The organism is Acidovorax sacchari, from assembly GCF_042847045.1.
GTDB classification, from domain to species: Bacteria; Pseudomonadota; Gammaproteobacteria; order Burkholderiales; family Burkholderiaceae_C; genus Paracidovorax; species Paracidovorax sacchari.
In genome coordinates this window covers 4853772-4878446 of sequence record NZ_AP035783.1, presented here as the reverse complement: position 1 = coordinate 4878446, position 24675 = coordinate 4853772, and the positions used below count along the sequence as shown (strand labels likewise).

General features: G+C 71.0%; 23 protein-coding genes. 15 read left to right on the top strand and 8 right to left on the bottom strand.

Annotated elements, in window-relative coordinates:
- Positions 1 to 278 precede the first annotated feature (278 nt).
- Positions 279 to 1619, top strand: a complete 1341-nt coding sequence (locus ACGHC0_RS21580; RefSeq protein ID WP_415266709.1) for an MFS transporter — start codon at positions 279 to 281, stop codon at positions 1617 to 1619.
- A 38-nt stretch (positions 1620 to 1657) separates the two neighbouring features.
- The gene (locus ACGHC0_RS21575; RefSeq protein WP_415266708.1) at positions 1658 to 2734 is read left to right on the top strand and encodes a porin; all 1077 of its coding nucleotides are present in this window, start codon (positions 1658 to 1660) and stop codon (positions 2732 to 2734) included.
- A 46-nt stretch (positions 2735 to 2780) separates the two neighbouring features.
- Here the strand turns inward: ACGHC0_RS21575 and ACGHC0_RS21570 are convergent, their stop codons facing one another.
- A complete protein-coding gene (locus ACGHC0_RS21570; RefSeq protein WP_415266707.1) occupies positions 2781 to 3968 on the bottom strand; it encodes a GGDEF domain-containing protein in 1188 nt (395 codons plus the stop codon).
- A gap of 28 nt (positions 3969 to 3996) precedes the next feature.
- Entirely contained in the window at positions 3997 to 5478 is a 1482-nt protein-coding gene (locus ACGHC0_RS21565; protein WP_368352876.1) for an AMP nucleosidase, read from the bottom strand.
- Between the two features lie 65 nt (positions 5479 to 5543).
- On the opposite strand from ACGHC0_RS21565, the gene dbpA reads away from it, so the two are divergent.
- The 4 genes from dbpA (at position 5544) to dtd (ending at position 9569) form a co-directional block, all read left to right on the top strand.
- Positions 5544 to 6977 (top strand): ATP-dependent RNA helicase DbpA, encoded by a 1434-nt coding sequence (dbpA, locus tag ACGHC0_RS21560; protein WP_368352875.1) that lies wholly within the window; start codon positions 5544 to 5546, stop codon positions 6975 to 6977.
- Between the two features lie 54 nt (positions 6978 to 7031).
- Positions 7032 to 8057, top strand: a complete 1026-nt coding sequence (locus ACGHC0_RS21555; RefSeq protein ID WP_415266706.1) for a tripartite tricarboxylate transporter substrate binding protein — start codon at positions 7032 to 7034, stop codon at positions 8055 to 8057.
- Between the two features lie 136 nt (positions 8058 to 8193).
- Positions 8194 to 9117 carry a cation diffusion facilitator family transporter gene (locus ACGHC0_RS21550; RefSeq protein ID WP_415266705.1) on the top strand — a complete coding sequence of 308 codons (924 nt, stop codon included), beginning with the start codon at positions 8194 to 8196 and terminating at the stop codon, positions 9115 to 9117.
- Positions 9114 to 9569 (top strand): D-aminoacyl-tRNA deacylase, encoded by a 456-nt coding sequence (dtd, locus tag ACGHC0_RS21545; protein ID WP_415266704.1) that lies wholly within the window; start codon positions 9114 to 9116, stop codon positions 9567 to 9569. Before ACGHC0_RS21550 ends, dtd begins: the two co-directional genes overlap by 4 nt.
- Before the next feature lie 30 nt (positions 9570 to 9599).
- Here the strand turns inward: dtd and ybeY are convergent, their stop codons facing one another.
- Together ybeY and ACGHC0_RS21535 are read right to left on the bottom strand one after the other, a co-directional pair.
- A complete protein-coding gene (gene ybeY / locus ACGHC0_RS21540) occupies positions 9600 to 10058 on the bottom strand; it encodes an rRNA maturation RNase YbeY (RefSeq protein WP_368352871.1) in 459 nt (152 codons plus the stop codon).
- 28 nt (positions 10059 to 10086) lie between these two features.
- Positions 10087 to 11037, bottom strand: a complete 951-nt coding sequence (locus ACGHC0_RS21535) for a PhoH family protein (RefSeq protein ID WP_415266703.1) — start codon at positions 11035 to 11037, stop codon at positions 10087 to 10089.
- Between the two features lie 48 nt (positions 11038 to 11085).
- Here ACGHC0_RS21535 and ruvA point away from each other — a divergent pair, with 48 nt between their 5' ends.
- The 7 genes from ruvA to ACGHC0_RS21500 all read left to right on the top strand — a co-directional run bounded on the left by ruvA (position 11086) and on the right by ACGHC0_RS21500 (position 18811).
- Entirely contained in the window at positions 11086 to 11658 is a 573-nt protein-coding gene (ruvA, locus tag ACGHC0_RS21530) for a Holliday junction branch migration protein RuvA (protein WP_013596486.1), read from the top strand.
- A 66-nt stretch (positions 11659 to 11724) separates the two neighbouring features.
- Entirely contained in the window at positions 11725 to 13323 is a 1599-nt protein-coding gene (locus ACGHC0_RS21525; RefSeq protein ID WP_368352869.1) for a trypsin-like serine peptidase, read from the top strand.
- 164 nt (positions 13324 to 13487) lie between these two features.
- Entirely contained in the window at positions 13488 to 15425 is a 1938-nt protein-coding gene (locus tag ACGHC0_RS21520; protein WP_368352868.1) for a serine protease, read from the top strand.
- 37 nt (positions 15426 to 15462) lie between these two features.
- Positions 15463 to 16524: a Holliday junction branch migration DNA helicase RuvB gene (gene ruvB, locus ACGHC0_RS21515; RefSeq protein ID WP_208943268.1), complete on the top strand. Its 1062-nt coding sequence runs from the start codon at positions 15463 to 15465 to the stop codon at positions 16522 to 16524.
- A 228-nt stretch (positions 16525 to 16752) separates the two neighbouring features.
- Positions 16753 to 17367 carry a phage tail protein gene (locus ACGHC0_RS21510; protein ID WP_368352867.1) on the top strand — a complete coding sequence of 205 codons (615 nt, stop codon included), beginning with the start codon at positions 16753 to 16755 and terminating at the stop codon, positions 17365 to 17367.
- Positions 17368 to 17530: 163 nt separating this feature from the next.
- A complete protein-coding gene (locus tag ACGHC0_RS21505; RefSeq protein WP_368352866.1) occupies positions 17531 to 18142 on the top strand; it encodes a phage tail protein in 612 nt (203 codons plus the stop codon).
- Positions 18143 to 18196: 54 nt separating this feature from the next.
- Positions 18197 to 18811 carry a phage tail protein gene (locus tag ACGHC0_RS21500; RefSeq protein ID WP_368352865.1) on the top strand — a complete coding sequence of 205 codons (615 nt, stop codon included), beginning with the start codon at positions 18197 to 18199 and terminating at the stop codon, positions 18809 to 18811.
- Positions 18812 to 18818: 7 nt separating this feature from the next.
- Here ACGHC0_RS21500 and ACGHC0_RS21495 read toward each other — a convergent pair whose 3' ends face one another.
- The 4 genes from ACGHC0_RS21495 to ttcA all read right to left on the bottom strand — a co-directional run bounded on the left by ACGHC0_RS21495 (position 18819) and on the right by ttcA (position 22360).
- Positions 18819 to 20000 carry a DSD1 family PLP-dependent enzyme gene (locus ACGHC0_RS21495; RefSeq protein ID WP_368352864.1) on the bottom strand — a complete coding sequence of 394 codons (1182 nt, stop codon included), beginning with the start codon at positions 19998 to 20000 and terminating at the stop codon, positions 18819 to 18821.
- Positions 19984 to 20625 (bottom strand): histidine phosphatase family protein, encoded by a 642-nt coding sequence (locus ACGHC0_RS21490; RefSeq protein WP_019701636.1) that lies wholly within the window; start codon positions 20623 to 20625, stop codon positions 19984 to 19986. Before ACGHC0_RS21490 ends, ACGHC0_RS21495 begins: the two co-directional genes overlap by 17 nt.
- Positions 20626 to 20632: 7 nt before the next feature.
- Positions 20633 to 21361, bottom strand: coding sequence for a DUF4136 domain-containing protein (locus tag ACGHC0_RS21485; RefSeq protein ID WP_415266702.1), 729 nt, complete (start codon positions 21359 to 21361; stop codon positions 20633 to 20635).
- A gap of 66 nt (positions 21362 to 21427) precedes the next feature.
- The gene (gene ttcA / locus ACGHC0_RS21480) at positions 21428 to 22360 is read right to left on the bottom strand and encodes a tRNA 2-thiocytidine(32) synthetase TtcA (RefSeq protein WP_415266701.1); all 933 of its coding nucleotides are present in this window, start codon (positions 22358 to 22360) and stop codon (positions 21428 to 21430) included.
- A 165-nt stretch (positions 22361 to 22525) separates the two neighbouring features.
- Here ttcA and ACGHC0_RS21475 point away from each other — a divergent pair, with 165 nt between their 5' ends.
- Both ACGHC0_RS21475 and ACGHC0_RS21470 read left to right on the top strand, forming a co-directional pair.
- The gene (locus ACGHC0_RS21475; protein WP_415266700.1) at positions 22526 to 23962 is read left to right on the top strand and encodes a cache domain-containing protein; all 1437 of its coding nucleotides are present in this window, start codon (positions 22526 to 22528) and stop codon (positions 23960 to 23962) included.
- Complete coding sequence (locus ACGHC0_RS21470; protein WP_368352860.1) at positions 23959 to 24618, top strand: response regulator transcription factor; 660 nt, start codon at positions 23959 to 23961, stop codon at positions 24616 to 24618. The genes ACGHC0_RS21475 and ACGHC0_RS21470 overlap by 4 nt, the downstream gene beginning before the upstream one ends.
- The last annotated feature ends 57 nt before the right edge of the window (positions 24619 to 24675 follow it).

The window sequence follows — 24675 nt, the reverse complement described above, 5'->3', positions numbered from 1 at the left end:
CGCCGTGTGATGGGTGATCGAATGGAATGTAGGGAGCGCGGGCCGGCGGGTCGAACGAAATTCCGTGATAGCGCGCATTCACCAATCGCATGCAGCCGGAGCCCAGGGCCGACCGGCGCGGCCCCATGGGAAGACCCGCCCCACCATTTCCGCGGCGCATACGGGACATCCTGAAAATGCGTTGGACCCGGTGCCCCGCCGTGCAGATGATCGGTGGGCGATGCGCTGGCAACCGCCGCGCGCCGGATTCCAACGACAACGCAACGGAGACAACGGACGTGCGCCACATCGACCTCCACCAGCTGGCGGACACCGCCCGCTTCAACCGGTTCCACGCACTGGTGCTTTTCTGGTGCGCGCTGATCATCGTGTTCGACGGCTACGACCTCGCCGTCGTCGGCATCGCCCTGCCGTCGATCATGGCCAAGATGGGCGTGGACGCCACCCACGCGGGCTTCATGGTGAGTTCGGCGCTGTTCGGCATGATGTTCGGCGCCATCCTGCTGGGCACCGTGGCGGACCGCATCGGGCGCCGGTGGGCCATCGTCATCTGCCTGGCGCTGTTCAGCGTCTTCACCGCGGGAGCCGGCCTGGCGCAGGGGCCGGTGTCGTTCAGCGTGATGCGCTTCCTGGCGGGGCTGGGCATCGGCGGCGTGATGCCGAGCGTGGTGGCGCATATGACGGAATACGCACCCAGGAAGATGCGCGCCACCCTGGTCACGCTGATGTTCAGCGGGTATGCGCTCGGCGGCATGCTGGCGGCGCTGCTGGGCAAGGGCCTGCTGGAGAGCCATGGCTGGCCGTCGGTGTTCTTCGCCGCCGGCCTGCCCCTGCTGCTGGTGCCGTTCCTCATGAAGTCGCTGCCCGAGTCCATGCCGTTCCTGTTGGCCCGGGGCCGTACCGATGAACTCCGGCAGATCGCCGCCCGGCTGGACCCGGGCTACATGCCGCAGGACGGAGACCGCTTCACCATTCCCGCCCACGAAAAGGCCGCCGCCGCGCCCATCCGCCAGCTGTTCAGCGACGGCCGGGGCTTCAGCACGGTCATGTTCTGGATCGCCTTCTTCATGTGCCTCTTCATGGTGTTCGCGCTCAGCTCCTGGCTCACCAAGCTCATGGCCGGCGCCGGTTACAGCCTGGGCTCCGCGCTGAATTTCGTGCTGGTGATGAACATCGGCGCGGTGGCGGGCGCGGTCGGTGGCGGCTGGCTGGCCGACCGGTTCCATATCAAGTACGTGCTGGCCGGCATGTATGCGCTGGCAGCGGTGTCGCTCACGCTCCTGGGGCAGCCGGCCTCGACGCCCGTGCTCTTCCTGCTGCTCGGCCTGGCGGGCGCCTCCACCATCGGCACGCAGATCGTCGCGAACGCCTATGCCGGCCAGTTCTACCCCATGGCAGTGCGCGCCACGGGCCTGGGCTGGGCCCTGGGCGTCGGCCGCAGCGGAGCCATCCTGGCACCCATCCTGATCGGCATGCTCGTGGGCATGCGCCTGCCGCTGCAGCAGAACTTCGTCGCCATCGCGATCCCCGCGGTCATCGGCATGGTCGCGGTGCTGCTGATCCAGCACGGCCGGTCGGCGGCGGACGCCATGCCCCGCGATGCGCTGCTGTCCAAGTGAAGCACCGATCCATCCGGCATTCCCCTGGAGACGACGACATGAAGAAGCATTCCCTTTCTGCCGCCATGGCCCTGGCGGCAATGCATTGCGCTGGCGCGCACGCCCAGTCCGCCGTGGCGCTGTACGGCACCGTCGATGCGGCGGTCACGCGGAGGCAACTGTCTGGCGAAACCGCCGTGGGCGGCGTGACCAGCGGGGGGCTGTCCACCTCGCGCTGGGGCATCGCCGGCACCGAGGATCTGGGAGGCGGGTTGCGCGCCCAGTTCGACCTGAGCTCTTTCATCCGGGTGGATACCGGCGACGCCGGGCGGTCCGCGACCGAGCCGTACTGGGCCCGTGCCGCCTGGGTGGGGCTCGGGTCGGCCACGGCGGGTTCCGTCCGCCTCGGCCGCATTCCCACCAACGGCTTCCAGCAGGCCGTGCGGTTCAACCCCTTCGGGGATTCGGCGGTGCTCAGCCCCTTCCTGCTGCACAACTACCTGCCCAGCCCGTCCCAGTCCCTGATGACGTCCGACGGCTTCCTGGATTCCGGCTGGAGCAATTCGGTGGCCTACACCAGCCCGTCCTTCGCCGACGTGACGGCCAGCGTGCAGTACGCGGCCCGCGAGGGCTCGGGCGCCGGCCGGCGTCTGGGCCTGGGTGCCCTCTACGGCGCGCCCGCATCGAGATTTTCCGTGGGGGTCAGCTACGAGAAGACCGGCGGCGCCGCGGCCACGTTCCCGCGCCGCAATCCGGTGTCCGATCCCGCCGCGGGCGTGGTCACCCTGCGGGACTTCACCCATGCCACCGTGGGGGCCAGCTACGACTTCGGCGCCGTCAAGCTGTTCGGACAGTACCGCCATGCGCGCCTGGAAGGCACCGGGGGCAAGGTCCGCCTTCAGACGGCCCAGCTGGGGGCCGCGGTGCCCCTGGGCGCCGGCAAGGTGCTGGCCAGCGTGGCGCGCACGGAGAAGACCGAGGCGGCAGCGCAGGACCAGCAACGCACCTCGTTCGCGCTCGGCTACGACCACGACCTGTCGAAACGCACGGACGTGTATGTGGCGACGCTTTTCGACAAGGCTTCCGGCCTGGACCGCGGCACCACGCTGGCTGTGGGCATCCGCCACCGGTTCTGACCGCTCGGCCGCCGTGGCCGCCGGCCGTCGCGGCGGCGGACGGCGCTCAGCCCGGCTCGTCCTGTGCCGGCGCCTGCACCTGCAGCCGCCCCCGCCCCGCGCGCTTGGCCTCGTAGAGGGCCGCATCGGCACGCGCCATGAGGTCCGCGAGCAGCGGGGCGGCGGCCACGGTGCCGGGGGCCGGCAGGCCGGCCCCCAGGGTGGCGGCCCCGGCGCTGTAGCCGACCGGGAATCCCAGGGCCTGCGGGCTTTCGGCGGCCAGCCGCGCGCGCAGCCGGCGGTCGAAGCTCTCGGCGGCGCGGTCGCCCGGGGCATGCGCGAGCAGCACGGCGAACTCCTCGCCGCCGATGCGGCCCGCCACGTCGCCCGTGCGCGTCGCGTCCTGCAGCAGCCGCGCGAAGAACGCGAGCACGTGGTCGCCCGTGCCGTGCCCATGCGTATCGTTCACGCGCTTGAAGTGGTCCACGTCCAGCATCACGGCGGTCACGTGCAGGCCGTGCCGCAGCGCATGCGCCAGCAGCGCCCGGCCCCGCACGTCGAAGCCGCGCCGGTTGAGCACGCCGGTGAGCGCGTCCGTCTTGGCCAGGGCGCGGAGCTTGTCCTCGGCCTCGGTGCGCCAGGCCACGAGCAGGGCCATGGTGCCCAGCACCAGGGTCACGTTGGTGGCGAGCGCGGCGGCGATGTTGACCGGATGCGGCGTGCGGAAGCTCGGATACGCGTCGGTGAAGGCGCCGAGCACGCCGCGCGCGCCCGTGAAGCCGACCATCGCGACGAGGCAGGCGCACAGCAGCAGGCGCCAGTGCCGGGGCGACGGGCGCCAGGGCACGAGCGTGGCCCGCGCGACGGTGGCCAGCAGCACGGCCAGCAGCAGGTTGGCCCAGCCCACGCGGAAGGGGTAGCTGCCGAAGCCCAGGGTGTAGCCGAGCGGTATCGCGGCGACCAGCCAGGGCAGCCAGCGCCGCCCCGGGCGCGGACCCAGCCATTCCTGCAGGGCGGCGAACAGAGCCCACTGCGCCGCCGCCGCGCAGCCGATGGCGAGCGTGGACAGCGCCTGGTCCCACAGCCGGGAGGAGGCGATGATGGCTGCCCAGGACAGGGCCTGCAGCGCCACGCTGGCCTGCGTGAAGCGCGCGGCGCGGCTCACCTCCCGCCCCATGATGAGCGGCAGGGCGATCGAGAGCATGAACAGGTTGGTGGCCGTGACGGCCAGCAGCGTGACGAAATCCAGCGCCATCGTGCGTTGTCGGCGCCGTGGCGCTCCGCTACTGGAAGGCGACTTCCGCGAAGCTGCGCAACTTGCGGCTGTGCAGGCGGCTCACGCCGCCGTCGCGCAGGATGTCGATGGCGCGCATGCCGATGCGCAGATGCTGGTCCACGCGCTCGCGGTAGAAGTGGTTGGCCATGCCCGGCAGCTTGATCTCCCCGTGCAGCGGCTTGTCGGACACGCACAGCAGCGTGCCGTAGGGCACGCGGAAGCGGAAGCCGTTGGCGGCGATCGTCGCGCTTTCCATGTCCAGCGCCACGGCGCGGCTCTGGCTGAAGCGCCGCTGGGGCATGTTGTCGGGCAGCAGTTCCCAGTTGCGGTTGTCGGTGCTGGCCACGGTGCCGGTGCGCATGATGCGCTTGAGCTGGTCCTCGGGCACCTGGGTCACGTCGGCCACCGCCTGCTGCAGCGCGAGCTGGATCTCGGCCAGCGCGGGGATCGGCACCCACAGGGGCAGTTCCTCGTCGAGCACGTGGTCCTCGCGCACGTAGGCGTGCGCCAGCACGTAGTCGCCCAGTTGCTGGCTGTTGCGCAGGCCCGCGCAGTGCCCCAGCATCATCCAGGCGTGCGGCCGCAGCACGGCGATGTGGTCGGTGATGGTCTTGGCGTTGGACGGGCCCACGCCGATGTTCACCATGCTGGTGCCGCTGCGGTCGGCGCGCACCAGGTGGTAGGCGGGCATCTGCGGCAGGCGCGGCGGCGGCGAGCCGAGGTCGTCGCCCGGTTCGGCGGGCAGGCCGGTGCGGCGGGTGACCACGTTGCCCGGCTCGATGAAGGCGACGTATTCGCTGTCGGGGTTCGCCATCTCGGCATGGCCCAGGCGCACGAATTCATCGATGTAGAACTGGTAGTTCGTGAACAGCACGAAGTTCTGGAACCACTCGGGCGCGGTGCCCGTGTAGTGGCGCAGGCGGTGCAGCGAATAGTCCACGCGCGGGGCGGTGAACAGCGACAGCGGCTGCGCCTCGCCCGCGCGCGGCTCCCAGGTGCCGTTGGCGATGCCGTCGTCCATGGCGGCGAGGTCGGGCAGGTCGAACACGTCGCGCATGAGCATGCGGCGCTGGGCCGAGAGGGTGCCCTCGATGTGGTCGTGCTCGGCGAACGAGAAGTGGATGGGGATGGGCTGGTTGCTGATGCCCACCTCCAGTTCGACGTTGTGGCTGGCGCGCAGCAGCCGGAACTGCTCGGCGTAGTAGCGCGCGAACAGGTCGGGGCGGGTGAGGGTGGTCTCGTAGCGGCCCGGACCCTCCACGAAGCCGTAGGCCAGCTGCGTCGCCGCGCGCGCCACCGTGGTGGTCTGCACCCGCACGAAGGGGTAGAAGGCCCGCACGTGGCCGCTCGGCGTCTCGCCGGCCACGAAGCGCTGCATGGCGTTTCTCAGGTGGCCGATCTGCTCCTGGTAGATGCGCTGGACCTGGGCCAGCGCGTCGGCGGGATCGGTGTGGAAGGTGGGCTCTGTGAATTCTGGTATCTGGGCCATGGGCGTATTGTCCACGCCCGCCGCATGGTGCGCCGGGAAAGGGGTCGGACCGGGATAATCGGGCGATGCAACCCTCTCCCTCTTCCCCGGCTCCCCGGGCTGCCGCGGCTTCCGCGGGCTTCGACGCCCTCGGGCTCTCCCCCGAGGTGCTGGCCAACCTGCGCCAGCTCGGCTACGAGCGCATGACGCCCATCCAGGCGGCCAGCCTGCCGCCCGCCCTGCTGGGCCGCGACCTGATCGCTCAGGCCAGCACCGGCAGCGGCAAGACGGCCGCCTTCGGGCTGGCCCTGCTGGAGCGCCTCAATCCGCGCCGCTTCGCCGTGCAGGCGCTGGTGCTCTGCCCCACCCGCGAACTGGCAGACCAGGTGGCGGCCGAGGTCCGCCGGCTGGCCCGCGCGCAGGAGAACATCAAGGTGGTCACCCTCTGCGGCGGCGTGCCGCTGCGCGGGCAGGTCGCGAGCCTGGAGCACGGAGCGCATGTCGTCGTCGGCACGCCCGGCCGCGTGATGGACCACCTGGAGCGCGGCACGCTCGACCTGGGCGCGCTGGCCACCTTCGTGCTGGACGAGGCCGACCGCATGCTCGACATGGGTTTTTCCGAAGACATCGCCCAGGTGGCGCGCCGCTGCCCGGACACCCGCCAGACGCTGCTGTTCTCGGCCACCTATCCCGAAGGCATCGAGCGGATCGCACGGCAGTTCATGAAAGACCCGCAGCGCATCGCCGTGCAGGCCCAGCATGCCGAAGGCAAGATCGAGCAGCGCTGGTACGAGGTGCAGGAGCGCGAGCGCCTGCATGCCGTCTCGCAGCTGCTGAACCATTTCCGGCCGGAATCCGCCATCGCGTTCTGCAATACGAAGCAGCAGTGCCGCGATCTGGTGGAAGTGCTGCGCGCACAGGGGTTCAGCGCCCTGGCCCTGCACGGCGACCTGGAGCAGCGCGACCGCGACCAGGTGCTGGTGCAGTTCGCCAACCGCAGCTGCAGCGTGCTGGTGGCCACCGACGTGGCCGCGCGCGGCATCGACATCGCCGGCCTGCAGGCGGTCATCAACGTGGACGTGGCGCCCGACCCGGAGGTGCATATCCACCGCATCGGGCGCACCGGCCGCGCCGACGCGGAAGGCCTGGCGCTCAGCCTCGCGAGCCTGCCGGAAATGGGGCAGGTGGGACGCATCGAGGTGCTGCAGGGCCGGCCGTCGGAGTGGCATCCGCTCTCCGGCCTCGCTCCCGCGCCGGGCGGGCCGCTGCAGCCGCCCATGGCCACGATCCAGATCATCGGCGGCCGCAAGGAGAAGATCCGTGCGGGCGACGTGCTGGGCGCGCTCACCGGCGAGATGGGCTTCACGCGCGAGCAGGTGGGCAAGATCAACGTGAACGACTTCTCCACCTACGTGGCGGTGGAGCGCAGCGTGGCCCGGCAGGCCGCGCAGCGGCTCTCGTCCGGCCGCGTGAAGGGCCGCAGCGTCAAGGCGCGGCTGGTCGAGGACGGCGACGCCTGACCCTTTCCGCACACTCTTCACGCCCGTATGAAACGCCTTGAGGAGACCGCCCCCATGACCGATGCCTCCCTGCCGCTGGCCGGCCCCGTTTCCGCCGGGCGGCTTTCGCGCCGCGGCATCGTGCTCGGTGCCGCGGCCGGCGCGCTCTGCGCTCCCTGGGGCACCAGCCGCGCCGCGCCCGTCGCGGGCGGGCGCCCGGTCACCCTGGTGGTGTCCTACCCCGCTGGCGGCGGTGCCGATCTCATGGCCCGCATCATCGCGCCGCGCCTGGGCGAAGCGCTGGGCCAGGGCGTGGTGGTGGACAACAAGCCCGGCGCCAGCGGCCAGGTCGCGGGGGCCTTCGTGGCGGATGCGGAGCCGGACGGCGCCACGCTGCTGGTCGATGCCTCGTCGTTCGCCGTGAACCCGTCGCTCTATCCGAAGATGGCCTACGACAGCGGCAAGGCCTTCACGCCGCTGGCGGTGCTGGCCACCTTTCCGAACGTGCTCGTGTGCTCGGCGGATTTCCCGGCGCGCACGGTGCTGGACGTGGTCCGCATGGCGCGCCGGCGGCCCGGGGCCATCGCCTATGCGTCGTCGGGCAACGGCTCGGCGCAGCACCTGGCCGGCGCCCTGTTCGAGCAGCGCGCGGGCGTCAGGCTTTCGCATGTTCCCTACCGCGGCGGCGGCCCGGCCATGAAAGACGTCATCGGCGGGCAGGTGCCGCTGTTCTTCGCCAACGTGGCGTCCGCCCTCGGCCATATCCAGGCGGGCAGGCTGCGCGCGCTCGCGGTGACGGCGCCGGTGCGCGCCCGGCCCCTGCCCGCGGTGCCGACCATGGCCGAGGTGGGCGTTCCCCAGTACGAGGTACTGGAATGGAACCCCGTGCTGGCACCGTCGGGGCTGCCGGCGGACACCCGGGAGGCGCTGGTGGACGCCATCCGCAAGACGCTGGCCGATCCCGGGGTGCTGGCGCGGGTGCAGGCCCTGGGCGGCGACGTGTTCGCCGACGCCTCGCAGGCGAGCGCCGGGAGTTTCATCCAGGCGCAGCAGGCGCAGTGGGCCCAGGTGGTCCGCGAGCGCAAGATCTCGGTGGGATGAGCCGCATGGCGGACCCTTCCAGGCCCGGATGAAATGTCTCTGGGGCAGAATCCGGGCAGACTCTCCCGACGGCCATGATCCAGACCCTTTTGCTCCCGCCCTGCCTGCGCCGCACCGCACGCCACGGGGGCCGCGCATGAAGCCCCTGCCGCCGCGCACGCTGCTCTGGATCTCCGTCGGCGTGGCGTTCGCCACCATCGGCCTCAAGGGCGCCGCCTGGTACCTGACCGGCTCCGTCGGGCTGCTGTCGGACGCGCTCGAATCGTTCGTGAACCTGGCGGGCGCCGTGTTCGCGCTGATGATGGTCACGGTGGCCGAACGCCCGGCCGACGGCGACCATCCCTTCGGCCACCACAAGGCCGAATACTTTTCTTCCGGCTTCGAGGGCATCCTGGTGCTGGGAGCGGCGCTGGCCATCCTCTGGGCCTCCGTGCACCGGCTGCTGGTGCCCGCGCCCATCGAGCAGCTGGGCTGGGGCCTGTCGCTGTCGGTGGCCAGTTCGGCTCTCAACGGCCTGCTCGCCTGGATGATGCTGCGCTCGGCGCGGGCGTACCGCTCCGTGGCGCTGGAGGGCGATGCCCGGCACCTGATCACGGACGTCTGGACATCGGCCGGCGTGGTGGCGGGCATCCTCGGCGTGATGGCCACGGGCTGGCTCTGGCTCGATCCCGTGGTGGCGATCGCCGTGGCGCTGAACATCATGCGGGAAGGCTCCCGCCTCGTATGGCGCGCATCGCAGGGCCTGATGGACGAAGCCGTGGAGCCCGGGGAGCGCGCGGCGATCGACGCGGCGCTGGCCGCCTTCGCCCGGCGCCAGCCCGGCGTGCGTTTCGACCATGTGGCCACGCGCCGTGCCGGGCGCCGCCGGCACGTATCCCTGCACCTGCACGTGCCCGGCGACTGGAGCCTGTCCGAGGCCGCGCGGCTGCGCGGCGCGGTGGAGCAGGCGCTGGTGGATGCCGTGCCCGGCCTGCGCGCCACCATCGAGCTGCTGCCCACGGGCATGGAAGCCGTGGCCACCCCCATGGAAGACGACGAAACGAGGAGCCTGCACCCATGATGGGCCTGCTGCAGCGCGTGCGCGAAGCGCGCGTGGAGATCGACGGAGAGACCGTGGGCCGCATCGGCCCCGGCCTGCTCGTGCTGGTGTGCGCCGAACGCGGCGACACGCAAGCGGAGGCCGACCGCCTCCTGGACAAGCTGCTCAGGCTGCGCATCTTCGCCGACGAGGCTGGCAAGATGAACCGCAGCGTGCAGGACACGGGCGGCGGCCTGTTGCTCGTGAGCCAGTTCACCCTGGCGGCCGACACGCGCGGCGGCAACCGGCCGAGCTTCACGCAGGCGGCCGCACCGGAAGACGGCCGCCGGCTCTACGGCCATTTCGTGGAACGTGCCTGCGCCCTGCACCCGGTGGTCGAGACGGGGCGCTTCGCGGCCGAGATGCAGGTGCACCTCGTCAACGACGGGCCGGTGACGATCCCGCTGCGGATCGCCCCGCCGGGTACCCCCTAACGGCTCCTAGAACGGCTCTGTGAGTCGTTCTCAGCCGGCGTAGGGGTCGGCGAAGCCCAGCTCCTCCATGATGGCCGTCTCGTAGGCCTCCATCTCGTCCGCGTCCTCGGCGCTGGTCTCATGGTCCCAGCCCTGGGCGTGCAGGGTGCCATGCACCAGCAGGTGGGCGTAGTGCTCGTGCAGCGCCTTGTTCTGCTCGCGGGCCTCGCGCTCGACCACCGGGGCGCAGAGCACGAGGTCGGCCATGACCATCGGCTCCTGCGCGTAGTCGAAGGTGAGCACGTTGGTGGCGTAGTCCTTGTGCCGGTACTCGCGGTTCAGGGCCTGGCCCTCCTCGGCATCGACGATGCGCACGGTGATCTCGGCGTCCAGCGAGAGCGCGTGGCGGATCCAGCGGGCGACGGCATGCCGGGGCAGGGCGGCGCGGTGCGCCTCCACGCCGGGAAACCGCGCGAACTGCAGGGAAAGGGAGAGCTGGTTCAGGGCCATGGGATGGATCGGTGCGGCATGTGCCGCATCATGCCGCCGGGGAGCGGCTGCTGCGCTGGGCGTCGTAGGCATCGACGATGCGTGCCACCAGCGGATGCCGCACCACGTCGGCGCTCGTGAAGCGCGTGACGGCGATGCCCTTGACGCGCTTGAGCACCCGCTCGGCGTCGATCAGGCCGCTCATCGCGCCCTTGGGCAGGTCGATCTGGCTCACGTCGCCCGTGACCACGGCCCGGGCGCCGAAGCCGATGCGCGTGAGGAACATCTTCATCTGCTCGGGCGTGGTGTTCTGCGCCTCGTCGAGGATGACGAAGGCGTTGTTGAGCGTGCGCCCGCGCATGAACGCCAGCGGCGCGATCTCCAGCGCATTGCGCTCGAAGGCCTTCTGCACCTTGTCGTAGCCCATCAGGTCGTAGAGCGCATCGTAGAGCGGGCGCAGGTAGGGGTCCACCTTCTGGGTCAGGTCGCCGGGCAGGAAGCCCAGGCGCTCGCCCGCCTCCACGGCCGGGCGGGTGAGCACGATGCGCTGCACCGCGCTGCGCTCCAGCGCATCGACGGCGCAGGCCACGGCCAGGTAGGTCTTGCCGGTACCGGCCGGGCCGATGCCGAAGGTGATGTCGTGGCTGGCGATGTTGTCCAGGTACACGCTCTGGGTGGGCGTGCGCGCGCGCAGGTCGGCGCGGCGCGTGGTGAGCACCACGGCCCCGTCGGCCGCTTCCCGCATGCCGCCGTCGCCGGCCAGCATGAGCTGCACCTGCTCCTCGGTGATGGGCCGCTCGGCGATCTCGTAGAGCGCCTGCAGCAGTTCCATCGCCTGGGTGGCCCGCGCCTTGGGGCCGTCCACCTTGAACTGCTCGTGGCGGTGCGCGATGCCGACGGACAGCGCCGCCTCGATGGTGCGCAGGTGGGCATCGGCGGGCCCGCACAGGTGCGTGAGCCGGGTGTTGTTGTGGGGAGTGAATGTATGGCGCAGGATCACGCGGATAATTCCGGTTGGACTTCAGCAGGACAAAAAGACAGGACGAAGATGATAGGCAAACTCACCGGCACGCTGCTGGAGAAAAACCCGCCCGAGGTGCTGGTGGACTGCCATGGCGTGGGCTATGAAGTGCAGGTGCCCATGAGCACCTTCTACAACCTGCCCGCCGTGGGCGAGCGCGTGCAGTTGCTCACGCAGTTCATCGTACGCGAGGATGCGCAATTGCTCTATGGCTTCGGCAGCGCGCCGGAGCGCCAGGCGTTCCGCGAACTCATCAAGATCTCCGGCGTGGGGCCGCGCACGGCGCTGTCCATCCTCTCCGGCATGGGCGTGGACGACCTGGCCCAGGCCGTGTCGCTGCAGGAGGCCGGCCGCCTCGTGAAGGTGCCCGGCATCGGCAAGAAGACCGCCGAGCGCCTGCTGCTGGAACTCAAGGGCAAGCTGGGCGTGGACATCGGTGCCCGCCCCGAGGCCGCGAACGACGCGCAGGCCGACATCCTGCAGGCCCTGCTGGCACTGGGATACAACGATAGGGAAGGCGCCTCCGCGCTCAAGGCATTGCCGAAGGACGTGGGGGTCAGCGAGGGCATCAAATTGGCGCTCAAGGCACTGGCGAAGTGAAGTTAGGCCCGTCCCGGCACGCCAGTGCCGGACGCTGGGGGAGGGGCGAAAAAAATGAACCAAAACATGAAAAATCACAGGGTTTCCAAAGGGAAGATCGCGCGCCGGGGCGGTGCACTGGCCGGCATCGCGGCGGCATTGCTCATTGCAGGATGCGGCGGCGGGGGCGGCTCCACCGCCACTGCATCCTCGTCTGCCGAGACCGTGCTGCGGGTGGAGTCTGCGGTGCAGCCCGCGGACGCGGACGCGGCCGCGCCGTCGCGCGCGGCGGCACGCTCCGAGGCCGGGCCGCAGCCCGTGCGGGTGGCGCTGGCGGCACTGCAGTCCGCCCAGGCGGAGGAAACGGGGGCGCGCGGCGGCCCGCGCAAGGTGGGCACCCTGCGCACCGTGCCCGAGACGGCCTCGGCCGCCGGACTGGCCGGCCGCCTGCAATGGAAGCCGGCGGCGGACGGTGGCCTGCGGGCCGCCATCAGCTTCACGGCCGAGGATGCCTACGGCGTGCGCCTGGGCGTGCTGGTGCGCCGGCTGCCCGGGTCGGCGCTGCTGCGCGTGTACCGGCAGGACCGGCCGGACGCCGCCTATGAGACGCGGGGCAGCGACGTCCTGCAGATCCTGGCCCGCAACGCGGCCGCCGGCGACCAGTCGGACGCGGCGAAAACCTGGTGGACGCCCGATACGGGTGGCAGCGAGGCGACGCTGGAGATCGACCTGCCGGCCGGTACCCCTGCCGATGCGCTCGACATCGCCATCCCGTCGCTGGTGCACATCCAGGAAGACCTTTCGCTGTCTTCCGGCAGCGATGATGCGCCGGTCGCCAAGAACGTCGGCGACGCCGTGGCCTGCAATCTGGACTCCACCTGCTACGACGACTATGCGCAGCAGCGCAACGCGGTGGCGCGCATGGTCTTCGTGGACTCCACGGGGGCGCATTTCTGCACCGGCACGCTGCTCAACGACCGCGACGGCACGCGCACGCCGTACTTCCTCACCGCCAACCACTGCATCCCGTCCCAGACGGTGGCGTCCACGCTGCAGACCGACTGGTTCTTCCGGTCGTCGTCCTGCAACAACCGCACGCTGTCGCCGAACGCGGCGACGCGCACGGGCGGTGCCGTGCTGCTCTACTCGGGCGCCGATACCGACACGGCCTTCCTGCGCCTCAACGACGCACCGCCGCCCGGCGCCGTGTTCGCGGCATGGGATGCGGGCCTGCAGGCCGAGTCCTCCGCGATCGCCAGCATCCACCATCCGCGCGGCGACCTGCAGAGGATCAGTTTCGGCAGCATCATGGGCACGCTCGCCTGCTCCGGCGACCTCGAGAGCCTGACCTGCGACTCCGCGACGGGTGACGCAGCCAACTACTACGATGTCGGCCTGGACCGCGGCACGGTGGAGCGCGGCAGCAGCGGCGCGGCGCTGTTCCAGGGCGGCCGGGTGATCGGCACGCTCTACGGCTTCTCGGGCGACGGGCAATGCTCGTTGGACGGGGTGCGGGTGTATGGCCGCTTCGACCACGCCTACCAGGCGGCGCTCAAGCAATGGCTGTCCCCGGCGACCCCCGCCCGCCACCGTGGCCACCAGCCCCGCGTGCTGCCCCACCACGGCCACAGCGGCCACGGCACGCCGGAGGCTCCGCAGGAGGCCGCCTCCGTGGCGCAGGGGTGATGCGCACCCGGCCGCCGGCCGGGCCGGCGTGTGCCGCCCGCAACGGAACGGCCGGGCAGGATCGTTTTGCTGCGGCCGCGCTCGCCCAGGGCGACGCGGCCGTGGCACATTGACGGGCAGCGGCGGGCATGGTGCCCGCCGGAGCCACAACAGGAGCAGAGGCCATGGATTTCAGGCTGCGAAGGGTTCGAGCGGTGATGGTGCTGGGGGCTGCCGCGCTCCTGGCGGCTTGCGGAGGCGGTGGTGGCAGCGGTGCAGGGGCGGGTCCTTCCGCCTCCGCCACGGCCCTGCCCAGGGCGGCGGTGTTGAGCGTGGAGTCGCGCGAGCAGCCCGCCACGGCCGCGCAGGATGCCGTCAGGGTCAAGGACCTGGCCGCGCGGCCCGCGCTGGCGCCTGCGCAGGTCTCGCTGGGCGCCTTGCTGGAGTCGCGCGCCGAGGCGGCCGCAGCCGCCGTCGGCCCGCGCCAGATCGGTGCCGCGCGCTCCGTGGAGGCCACGGCCACGCCCGCCGCGCTGGCCGGGCAGCTGCATTGGACGCCCACCGCGGCCGGCGGCCTCGCCGCCGCCATCAGCTTCACGGCGCAGGACGCGCACGGCCTGCGCCTGGGCGTGCTGGTGCATGCCCTGCCGGGCGGCGCGCAGCTGCGCGTCTATCGCCAGGACCGCCAGTCCGCGGTGTACGAGATTTCCGGCCAGGAAGTCCTGCAGACCATCGACCGCAACATCGCGGCCGGGGACACGTCGGACGCGGGCCGCACGTGGTGGACGCCCGACACCGGCGGCGACGAGGCCACGCTCGAGATCGAACTGCCCCCCGGCACGCCCGCCAGCGCCCTGGACATCGCCATCCCGCGGGTGTCGCACATCTTCACCAACCTCTCCCTGCCGACGGCGGACGAGGGAGAGCAGGCCAAGATCGGCCAGTCGGGTTCCTGCAACCTCGACTCCAGCTGCTACGACGCCTATGCCAGCCAGCGCAACGCCGTGGCCCGCATGGTCTTCGTGCGCACCGACGGCAATGCCTACCTCTGCACCGGCACGCTGCTCAATGACCGCGACGGCACGGGCACGCCGTACTTCATCTCGGCCAACCACTGCTTCTCGTCGCAGACCGTGGCGTCCAGCCTGCGCACGGACTGGTTCTACCGCTCCCCGAGTTGCAACAGCAATGCGCTGTCGTCCAGTTCCGTGACCCGCACCGGCGGCGCCACGCTGCTGTATGCCAGTTCCAGCACCGACACGCTGTTCGTGCGCCTCAACGAGACGCCGCCCGCGGGCGCCGTGTTCGCCGCGTGGAACGCGGGCACCCAGGCCATGGGCGCCTCCTCCGTGGGCATCCACCATCCCAAGGGCGACCTGCAGAAGATTTCCTTCGGCAGCATCGCGGCGCTGTCCTCCTGCAGCGCCCTGACCGATTCGAGCACGACCTTCTCGTGCAGCGGCACCTCCGGCAACTTCTACCGCGTGAACTGGACCCAGGGCGTGACGGAAGGCGGCAGCAGCGGATCGGGCGTGTTCGTGAACGGCGCCCTGGTCGGCACGCTGTACGGCGGCAGCATCTCCTGCACCAGCAACGGTGGATCGGACTTCTACGGCCGCTTCGATGTCGCCTACGGCGCAGCGCTGCAGCAGTGGCTCTCGCCCGCCGTCAGCACCAGCGGGCGCACCGCCATCTACCGCTTCTTCAATGGCAGCACGGGCGCGCACTTCTACACCTCCAGCGCCAGCGAGCGCGATTTCGTGATCGCCACCTACCCGGCGTTCAGCTACGAGGGCGTGGGCTTCTATGCCTACGGCGGCGCCACGGCCGGCCAGAGCGCGGTCTTCCGCTTCTTCAACACCTCGACGGGCGCGCACTTCTATACCATCAATGCCGACGAGCGCGATTCCGTGATCGCCAACTACCCGGTCTTCAAGTACGAAGGGCCCGTGTGGTATGCCCAGACGGGCGCCGGCAACGGCTCCACGGCGATGTACCGCTTCTTCAACACGAAAACCAGCACGCATTTCTACACGATCAGCCAGGCCGAGCGCGACTTCGTGATCGCGACCTACCCGGTCTTCAAGTACGAAGGCGTGGCGTATTACGCCTGGACGAACTGACGGCCCGGCACCTCCTTCCCGACACGCATCCGCGCCCATGAGCATCCAGACCGACGATTTCGCGCCCGCGCCGCCCCGGCGCGTGGTTTCCGCCGCGCCCGCCTCCCCGCAGGAGGAGGCGCTGGAGCGTGCACTGCGGCCCAAGCTGCTGCAGGAATACGTCGGCCAGGCGAAGGCGCGCGAGCAGCTCGAGATCTTCATCGGGGCCGCGCGCAAGCGGGAGGAGGCGCTGGACCACGTGCTGCTGTTCGGCCCGCCCGGGCTGGGCAAGACCACGCTGAGCCACATCATCGCGGCCGAACTGGGCGTGAACCTGCGGCAGACCAGCGGGCCGGTCCTGGAAAAGCCCAAGGACCTGGCCGCGCTGCTGACCAACCTGGAGAGGAACGACGTCCTCTTCATCGACGAGATCCACCGCCTCTCGCCCGTGGTGGAGGAAATCCTCTACCCCGCGCTGGAGGACTACCAGATCGACATCATGATCGGCGAAGGGCCGGCCGCGCGGAGCATCAAGCTCGACCTGCAGCCCTTCACCCTGGTCGGCGCCACCACCCGCGCCGGCATGCTCACCAACCCGCTGCGCGACCGCTTCGGCATCGTCGCGCGGCTGGAGTTCTATACGCCCGAAGAGCTGTCGCGCATCGTCACGCGGTCGGCCGGGCTGCTGAACGCACCCATCGATGCGCAGGGCTCCTTCGAGATCGCGCGCCGCTCGCGCGGCACCCCGCGCATCGCCAACCGCCTGTTGCGCCGCGTGCGCGACTATGCCGACGTGAAGGGCGACGGCCGCATCACGCAGGATATCGCCCAGCGCGCGCTGGCCATGCTGGACGTGGATCCGCAGGGCTTCGACGTGATGGACCGCAAGCTGCTGGAGGCCGTGGTGCACCGCTTCGACGGCGGCCCGGTGGGGCTGGACAACATCGCCGCGAGCATCGGCGAGGAGCCCGGCACCATCGAGGACGTGATCGAGCCCTACCTCATCCAGCAGGGCTACCTGCAGCGCACGCCGCGCGGCCGCATCGCCACCCTGGCGGCCTTCCGCCACCTGGGCGTGGCGCCCTCGCGCCAGCACACGGACCTGTTCGGCGCTGCCTGAGCCGGCCCGCATAGCGGTTTCCGCCTTCCATCCTGAGGCCACCGCGGCCCTCCCGCAAGCGTTCCGAAAACGGTGTTGCCGCAAGGCGTCATTCGGGGAAATCCCGTGCGCTTCGTCATGCGCATGGTGTCTACTGCGATAACCAGCCGCTATGCGATGCATTGAAAACAATGCATCGCGCTAAGGCTGGTTCAAAGCAAACGACGAACGGATGAGAGGGAAATTACGATGGATCCGATCCTTGGACAGATCATTCTGTGGGCTACGCCGTGGATTCCGCGCGGCTGGGCCATCTGCGATGGCACCCTGCTGAACATCCAGCAGAATGCGGCGCTTTTCTCGCTGATAGGCACGTCCTACGGCGGCAACGGGGTGAGCACCTTCGCTCTGCCGGACCTGCGCAACCGGGTGCCCGTGGGCTCGCAGAACGCGACGAACGTGGCCATCACCAGCGGTGCGGCCACGGCCTCCACCACCGCCAGTGTCACGCTCGCGGCGAGCCAGTTGCCGCCCCACACCCATGCGGTGACCGCCGCCGGCAGCGGCAAGCTGAGCGTCGCCATTCCGGCGAATGCCGGCGCGGCCGCGGACACCGCCGCACCGGCCAGCGGCCTCGTGCTCGGCAAGGGCACCGCCGGCAACTTCCCCACGAAGATCTACGGCGCCACGGCCGCCGATACCACGCTCAAGCCCTTCGACGTGGACCTGCCCGTGCTCACGGCGCAGGCGTCCGGCACGCCCGCCGTACCCGTGAGCATCCCCGTCACGGTGAGCACGCTGCAGCCCGGCATCACGCTGAACTTCATCATCGCCACCGAAGGCATCTACCCCTCGCGCAACTGAGGGGCCGCGTCCGCGGCTTTCCAGCCCGGCTGGAAGCGGCGGTGCGTTCCATCGCGACCATTCGCCAGCTCTCAGCCTCCTGCGCGGGGCTGCGGAGCGGTGCGTCCCGCGCCATGCGCGCGGGTCCATTCAAAGCAGTCACCAACCGAAAGTGAGGGAAACCATGGATGAAGCGTATATCGGCACGATCGTGCTGTGGGCCGGCAGCTGGGTGCCGAGGAACTGGGCGCTGTGCGACGGAACGCAGCTGAAGATCATGGACTACCAGGCGCTGTACTCGCTCATCGGCGTGCGCTACGGCGGCGATGCGCGCACCACCTTCAATCTCCCCGACCTGCGCAACCGGGTGCCCATGGGGCTGCAGGCGGCCTCGCAGATGCCCGGCGCCACGGGCGCAGCGTCGCAGGCCCTGACCGTGACCGGTGCCGCCACCGGCATGATCGTCGCCAACCAGCTGCCCCCGATGAGCGGCAAGGCATCCGTATCGATCCCCGTGAACAACGCGCCGGTCGCGGCGAACCTCACCGACGTCCCGGGCCCCACCGGCGTGCTGGCCAAGGGAACGGCGGGCAACTTCGGCGCGAAGATCTACACGAGCGATGCCGCCAACACCAACCTCAAGCCCTTCGACGCACCCGTCACCATCAGCGCGGGTTCCGCGCAGCAGCCCCTGTCGCTGCCGGTGTCGCTGTCGGGCCAGGTGAGCACCCTCCAGCCATCGCTGACGCTGAACTTCATCATCTGCCTGCTGGGGCTCTACCCCGACCGGCCCTGATCCGTCCGCCATGCCCGCGGACCGTTCCAGACATCTTGAGGAAAGAGGGAAATCATGGATGAGAGTTACATCGGCACCGTCCTGCTGTGGACGGCGGCCTTCGTGCCGCGCGGCTGGGCGCTGTGCGACGGGTCGGTCCTGAACATCACGCAGAACCCCGCGCTGTTCGCGATCCTGGGCAACCGCTTCGGCGGCGACGGGCGCACCACCTTCCAGCTGCCCGACCTGCGCAACCGCGTACCCATGGGCCTGCAGACGGCCGACCAGCCGCCCGGCCCGACAGGGGCCGCGTCGCATCCCGTGGTGCTCACCGGAGCGGCGACTGGAATGATCTCCGCCAGCCAGCTGCCTCCGGTGGGTGGCAACGCATCCCTGGGCATTCCCGCGAACAGCGCGCCGACACTGGCCAACGTGACCGAAACGCCCGGTCCCGGGTCCGTGCAGAGCAAGGGCAAGGGGGGCAACTTCGACGTCAAGGAATGGACGAGCGATGCCCCGAATGCCAACCTCAAGCCGTTCGACGCCCCTGTGTCCGTCGTCCCGGTGGGCGCGCAGCAGCCCCTGGCCTTGCCGGTGGCGGCGTCCGGGACGATGGGCACCCTCCAGCCTTCGCTGACGGTGGCCTTCATCATCTGCGTGCAGGGGCTGTTCCCGCCCCGGCCCGATTGAGGGTGCTTCAGGTCACCGCGCCGCGTGCGTCCACGCGCAGGATGCGCTCGACCACGCCGTGCGCGAGCCCGCCGCGCACGCCGATGAGGTGGCCGTGCAGGTTCACCGTCGGGTCGCAGTGGCCGGGCACGAGCCAGAGCATGCGGCCGATGGCGGGCAGACGGGCCCGCTCCCCATCCGCGAACAGCAGGCCGTGCTCGTCGCCACCGTTGGCGTAGCGCAGCGCGCGTTCGGGCGGCAGGAAGGCGACCTGCGGCAGGCCGGAGTCGATGGCATGGCTCTTGTGGCCCGCATCGCAGACGGCATGCGTATCGCGGCTGGAGATGACCTGGGTCTTGATGAACAGCGCATGCTCGAAGGCCGGCTGCGCGGGCTCGCGTTCATTGGCCGCGTAGTCCGCGTCCATGAACAGGAAGGAGCCGGCCTGCAGTTCGCCGTACACGCCGCTCGCGGCCTCGTGCACCAGGGTGCCCGTGCCCGCGCCGGTGACGAGGGGGACGGGCAGGCCCGCCGCCTGGATGGCATCGCGCGTGGCGCGGGCGGCCTCCACCGCGGCGGCGATGGCATCGCGCCGTTCGGCCGCGCCGCGCAGGTGCTGGGCCCGGCCGTGGTAGGCGTGCAGGCCGGCGAAGCGCAGCCGGGCATGGCGGGCGACCGCCTGCGCGAGCGGCACCGCCGCCTCGCCCGGTGGCACGCCGCAGCGGCCCTGGCCCACGTCGATCTCCACGAACACGTCGATGCCGGCGCCGTCCGGGCCGGCAGCGTCCATGGCCTCGGCCAGGCGGGCGATGCCCTCCAGGCTGTCCACGGCGATGGCGAGGCGCCCGCCCAGGCCGGCGAGCTGCCGGGCCAGGCGCGCCACGCGCTGCAGCTTGGCCGGCGCGATCACTTCATTGCTGATGTAGATGTCCGTCACGCCCCCGGCGGCGAGTGCCTCGGCTTCGGACACCTTCTGCACGCAGGCGCCGCCGGCCCCGGCCTGCTGCAGGCGCAGCGCCAGTTCGGCGCACTTATGCATCTTCGCGTGCGGGCGCCAGCGCACCTGGTGCTTGCGAGCGAAATCGGCCATGCGCTGGATGTTGCGCTCCATGGCGTCGAGGTCCACGACCGCGGCGGGGGTGTCGATCAGGTCCACCCGCTGGCCGATGGTGGCGAGCAGCGCCGTGGCGGGATCAGGCATGGTTTTCATCGCGGGCGGCATCCTCGAGGTGTTGCGTGTCGGCCCAGCCCACCAGGGTGAGCCCGTCTTCGGTCCAGAGCAGGCGGTTGATGGCGGCGTTGGCCAGGAGCCAGGTGCGCGGCGCCTGCAGTTCCTGGCCGGTGGCGGCGCGGTAGAGAACGTCCATCACGCCGCCGTGTGCCACGAGGGCGATCAGTTCACCCGGGTGCCGGCGGGCGAGTGCATGGGTGGCCGCAGTGATGCGCTCGCGGAAGGAGAGCAGCGATTCGCCGCCTTCGGGCTCGAAATCCGGGTCGCGCTGCCGCCAGCGGCGGGCCTGTTCGGGCAGTTCGGCCTCGATCTCGCGGAAGGTGCGTCCCTCCATGAGGCCGAACGCGCGCTCTCGCAGCCGCACGTCGGTGGCCAGGGGCGCGCCCGTGGCGTCTGCCACGGCCTGGGCCGTGGCATGGGCGCGCCGCAGGTCGCTGGCGTAGATCGCGGCCACGGGCTCGTCCGCGAGGGCACGGCCCAGCTGCCGGGCCTGCCAGAGGCCGGTGTCGTTCAGGGGAATGTCGAGGTGGCCCTGGATGCGCGTGTCCACGTTCCAGGCGGTTTCCCCGTGGCGGATGGCGATGATGCGGGTGGCTTGCTGCATGCGGCGGTCAGGGGGCGCGGCCCGGATCGGGGGGCACGACCACCCCCGGCGTGGCGGGTGCGGAGGGCGCGGCGGAGGTGGCGGGGGCGGGGACAGGCCCCTGGCCGGCCGGGGCGAACGTGGTGCGCACCTGGCGCGGCCCGGCGGGCGGTGCCGGGAATCCGGTGAGTGCGGCGTCGAACAGGATGCCGAAGATGGCCGGATCGTTCACCCAGACATCCTCATAGATGGCCGAGGTTTCATAGACGATCTTCTGCGTGGCCGCGTCGCGCAGCACCAGGCTGGCCTCGCGGCGGTAGAGCGTGGGCGGGCGGTCCATCATCCAGCCGGAGCCCATGCCCCAGCCCCATCCGCCGCGGCCGCCCCAACCCACCCCCCAGCCCCAGCCGGGGTAGGCGGGTCCGTAGTAGGGCCAGGAGGCGGGCCAGGTGGTGCTGGCGCTGGCGCCGATCTGCAGCACCAGCCGGGCGTTGGCGTCGTCGCGCTGCAGGCCCACGCGCGCGAGCGACTGCTGGGCCAGCGCCTCGATGGGTGCGAACTGCGCGGCCTGCGCCTGCTGCGAAGGCAGGCGCTCGAGCCGGTAGGTGGGCGGGGAGGGCAGCCCGGGCAGGGTGGAGTAGGTGGACACGGTGCTGTCCACCGTGCGGGTGCTGGCGCAGCCGGCCAGCACGGCGGCGGCCAGCAGCAGCCAGAGGCAGCGGAAAAGCCGGGGCAGTCCGGCGGTGGCGGCATTCATGGGCGGTCTCCTGGAATCCGGTACGAAGGGGAAGGCTTCACGGGTCGCTCGGAGGGCCGCGGCGTGTCAGGAAATCTGCACCACCTGCAGGCCCGGCAGGGCGGGCGCCGGGGGGAATTCCTCCGCGTCGAAGGCCTTGTCGCCGTCGTCGCTCGGAACGCCCGTGGCCTTCAGATGCTGGAAGTCGTGCAGCGTTCCGTCCAGCAGGTGGGAGGGCACGATGTTCTGCAGGGCGTTGAACATGTTGTCCACGCGGCCGGGGAAGCGCTTGTCCCAGTCGCGCAGCATCTCGCCGACCTGCTTGCGCTGCAGGTTCTCCTGGCTGCCGCAGAGGTTGCACGGGATGATCGGGAACTGCTGCTGCTGCGCCCAGCGGGTGGTGTCCTTCTCGGTCACGTAGGCCAGCGGGCGGATCACCACGTGGCGGCCGTCGTCGCTGACCAGCTTCGGGGGCATGGCCTTCATCTTGCCGCCGAAGAACATGTTGAGCAGCAGCGTCTGCAGGATGTCGTCGCGGTGGTGGCCCAGCGCGATCTTGGTGCAGCCCAGCTCGTCGGCCACGCGGTAGAGGATGCCGCGGCGCAGCCGGCTGCACAGGCCGCAGGTGGTCTTGCCCTCGGGCACCACCCGCTTGACGATGCTGTAGGTGTCCTGGTTCTCGATGTGGAAGGGCACGCCGGTGGTGGCCAGGTATTCGGGCAGGATGTGCTCCGGGAAGCCCGGCTGCTTCTGGTCGAGGTTCACGGCGACCAGGTCGAAGTGGATGGGCGCGCGTTTTTGCAGCTTGATGAGGATGTCCAGCAGGGTGTAGCTGTCCTTGCCGCCGGACATGCACACCATGACCTTGTCGCCCTCCTCGATCATGCGGTAATCGACGATGGCGCGGCCCACCTCGCGGCACAGGCGCTTCTCGAGCTTGTGCGCCTCGCGTTCGATCCGGGCCTGCGCGGGGCGGGAGGCGTCGGCGGTCCAGTCGGTGTCTTGGGGCAGGGCGGTCATGGGAGGGGAGACAATCGGGTCGCGGAAGCAGGAAGGGGCACGGCGCGGCTGCGCGGCGCCCCCCCCGCTTGCCGCGCGGCGCAGCCGTGCGGCGGCGCCCGTTCAAGGGGCGGGTGACCGCCGATTTTACGGCGGGAACGCATTTCCGGGACGGATGGAAGGCGCATGGGAACAGGCAAGGACGTATTTCGTGGAGCCCCGCCGGACGGTGCGGCCGCGGCCGGCGCGGCGGACCCTGCGGCCCGCCTGCGCACGAAGATCGTGGCGCTGGCGGTGGTGCCGCTGCTCGTCACCCTGGCGCTGGTGACGGCCCTGGTGCGCCACCAGGCACAGGATCTCGCGCGGCGCGAGCGCGCCCTGGTGGAGCAGTCGTACCTGGAGCAGCGCCGCAGCGAGCTGCGCAGCTACGTGGACCTGGCGGTGAGCACCGTGCGGCCGCTCTACGAGGCGGGCGGCGACGACCCGAAGGCGCGGGAGGAGGCCATGCGCCGCCTGGCCGCGCTGGACTACGGCAGCGACGGCTACTTCTTCGTGTATGACCTGCAGGGCCGCTCCCTCATGCATTCGCGCCAGCCGGAACTGGTGGGCAGGATGCTGTGGGACCTGCGCGACCCCCAGGGGCGGCCGACCATCCAGCAGCTCATCGCGCAGGCGCAGGCCGGCGGCGGCTTCGTGGAGTATTCCTGGCCCAAGCCCTCCCTCGGGGGGCAGCTCGCGCCGAAACTGGGCTACGTGATCGCCCTGCCGCACTGGAACTGGATGGTGGGCACGGGGCTGTACCTGGACGACATCGAGGCCACGCAGGCCGGCCTGGAGCGCCAGGTGGGCTCCAACGTGGGCACCACGATGTGGTGGATCGCGGGTTTCGCCGCCCTGGGCTTCGCGGCGATCAGCGCCTGCGGGCTGCTGCTCAACCTCAGCGAGCACCGCCTGTCGGAGGCCCGCCTCCGCCTGCTCGCGCGCCGCGTGGTGCAGTCGCAGGAGGAGGAGCGCGGGCACCTCGCGCGCGAACTGCACGACGGCACCAGCCAGACCCTGGTTTCCGCCAAGCTGCTCATCGAGTCGGCGGTGGAGGAAATCGAGCGCGAGCGCCCGGCGCCGGCCACCCTCGGCACCGCGCTGCAGCACCTCAACGAGGCCCTGGGCGAGGTGCGACGCCTGTCGCACGAGCTGCGCCCGGCGCTGCTGGACACCCTCGGCCTGCCCGCCGCGCTGGAGCACCTGGCCCGCGCCTTCGGAGAACACGGCCCGGTGGCGGCCACCGCCGACGTGGCCCAGCCGCCGGGGCCGCTGCCGCAGGACGTCACCACCGCGCTGTTCCGCGTCGCCCAGGAGGCGCTCACCAACGTGCGCAAGCACGCGCAGGCGCGGCAGGTGCACGTGACGCTGGAATGCGTGGGCGGCGGCGTGCAGCTGGAGGTGCGCGACGACGGGCGGGGCTTCGATCCCGCGGCGCTGCAGCACGATCCGCGGCGCGGCATCGGCCTGCGCAACATGCACGAGCGCATGGCGGCCATCGGCGGCCGCCTGCAGGTGCGTTCGGGCGCGGGCGGCACGCGCGTGGTGGCCGAGGTGCCCGCGGATAGGATGGAGTCCGAATGACTGCGCCCGCCATCGCTCCCCTGGAGCGCCCCGTCCGCCTTTTTCTCGTCGATGACCATGCCCTTGTGCGCGACGGCCTGCGCGCGCGCCTGGGCAGCCTGCCGTGGGTGGCGATCGTGGGAGAGGCCTCCGGCGCGGACGAGGCGGAGCCGCTGATCGCGCGGCTGGCGCCCGGCATCGTCCTCATGGACGTGGGCATGAAGGACGTGAGCGGGCTGGACTTCGCCGCCCGCCTGCTGGCCGGCGACGGCGCCCCGCGGGTGCTCATGCTCAGCATGTACGACAACCCCGAGTACGTGCAGCGCGCCCTGCAGGTGGGCGCCAGCGGCTACGTGCTCAAGGATGCGCCGGCGTCCGAGCTGGTCGCGGCGCTGGAGGCGGTGGCCGCGGGAGGCACCTTCCTCAGCCCGGCCGTGTCGCAGCGGCTCTTCCGCAACCAGGCCCCGAAGCCGCTGCTCACCCCGCGCGAGAGCGAGATCCTGGCGGCGCTGGGCCGCGGCGCGTCCAGCAAGCAGATCGCCTGCGATCTCGGCCTGAGCGTGCGCACGGTGGAGGCGCACCGGCAGAACATCCGCCGGCGGCTGGAACTGGGCAGCCTGGCGGAGCTGATCCGCTATGCCGTCGAGCACGCCAAGCGCTTCGACACGGGTCGCTGACGCCCGGGGCCTGTCGGCAGTCCCTAGGGTTGTCCCTTACGAAATTCCACCCGGGCC

What these genes read in the sequence shown, in the direction of transcription:
- ACGHC0_RS21575 (WP_415266708.1), top strand. Translation starts at nt 1,658, where the DNA reads ATGAAGAAGCATTCCCTTTCTGCCGCCATGGCCCTGGCGGCAATGCAT.
- ACGHC0_RS21570 (WP_415266707.1), bottom strand. Translation starts at nt 3,968, where the DNA reads ATGGCGCTGGATTTCGTCACGCTGCTGGCCGTCACGGCCACCAACCTG.
- ACGHC0_RS21565 (WP_368352876.1), bottom strand. Translation starts at nt 5,478, where the DNA reads ATGGCCCAGATACCAGAATTCACAGAGCCCACCTTCCACACCGATCCC.
- dbpA (WP_368352875.1), top strand. Translation starts at nt 5,544, where the DNA reads ATGCAACCCTCTCCCTCTTCCCCGGCTCCCCGGGCTGCCGCGGCTTCC.
- ACGHC0_RS21555 (WP_415266706.1), top strand. Translation starts at nt 7,032, where the DNA reads ATGACCGATGCCTCCCTGCCGCTGGCCGGCCCCGTTTCCGCCGGGCGG.
- ACGHC0_RS21550 (WP_415266705.1), top strand. Translation starts at nt 8,194, where the DNA reads ATGAAGCCCCTGCCGCCGCGCACGCTGCTCTGGATCTCCGTCGGCGTG.
- dtd (WP_415266704.1), top strand. Translation starts at nt 9,114, where the DNA reads ATGATGGGCCTGCTGCAGCGCGTGCGCGAAGCGCGCGTGGAGATCGAC.
- ybeY (WP_368352871.1), bottom strand. Translation starts at nt 10,058, where the DNA reads ATGGCCCTGAACCAGCTCTCCCTTTCCCTGCAGTTCGCGCGGTTTCCC.
- ruvA (WP_013596486.1), top strand. Translation starts at nt 11,086, where the DNA reads ATGATAGGCAAACTCACCGGCACGCTGCTGGAGAAAAACCCGCCCGAG.
- ACGHC0_RS21525 (WP_368352869.1), top strand. Translation starts at nt 11,725, where the DNA reads ATGAAAAATCACAGGGTTTCCAAAGGGAAGATCGCGCGCCGGGGCGGT.
- ACGHC0_RS21520 (WP_368352868.1), top strand. Translation starts at nt 13,488, where the DNA reads ATGGATTTCAGGCTGCGAAGGGTTCGAGCGGTGATGGTGCTGGGGGCT.
- ruvB (WP_208943268.1), top strand. Translation starts at nt 15,463, where the DNA reads ATGAGCATCCAGACCGACGATTTCGCGCCCGCGCCGCCCCGGCGCGTG.
- ACGHC0_RS21510 (WP_368352867.1), top strand. Translation starts at nt 16,753, where the DNA reads ATGGATCCGATCCTTGGACAGATCATTCTGTGGGCTACGCCGTGGATT.
- ACGHC0_RS21505 (WP_368352866.1), top strand. Translation starts at nt 17,531, where the DNA reads ATGGATGAAGCGTATATCGGCACGATCGTGCTGTGGGCCGGCAGCTGG.
- ACGHC0_RS21500 (WP_368352865.1), top strand. Translation starts at nt 18,197, where the DNA reads ATGGATGAGAGTTACATCGGCACCGTCCTGCTGTGGACGGCGGCCTTC.
- ACGHC0_RS21495 (WP_368352864.1), bottom strand. Translation starts at nt 20,000, where the DNA reads ATGAAAACCATGCCTGATCCCGCCACGGCGCTGCTCGCCACCATCGGC.
- ACGHC0_RS21490 (WP_019701636.1), bottom strand. Translation starts at nt 20,625, where the DNA reads ATGCAGCAAGCCACCCGCATCATCGCCATCCGCCACGGGGAAACCGCC.
- ACGHC0_RS21485 (WP_415266702.1), bottom strand. Translation starts at nt 21,361, where the DNA reads ATGAATGCCGCCACCGCCGGACTGCCCCGGCTTTTCCGCTGCCTCTGG.
- ttcA (WP_415266701.1), bottom strand. Translation starts at nt 22,360, where the DNA reads ATGACCGCCCTGCCCCAAGACACCGACTGGACCGCCGACGCCTCCCGC.
- ACGHC0_RS21475 (WP_415266700.1), top strand. Translation starts at nt 22,526, where the DNA reads ATGGGAACAGGCAAGGACGTATTTCGTGGAGCCCCGCCGGACGGTGCG.
- ACGHC0_RS21470 (WP_368352860.1), top strand. Translation starts at nt 23,959, where the DNA reads ATGACTGCGCCCGCCATCGCTCCCCTGGAGCGCCCCGTCCGCCTTTTT.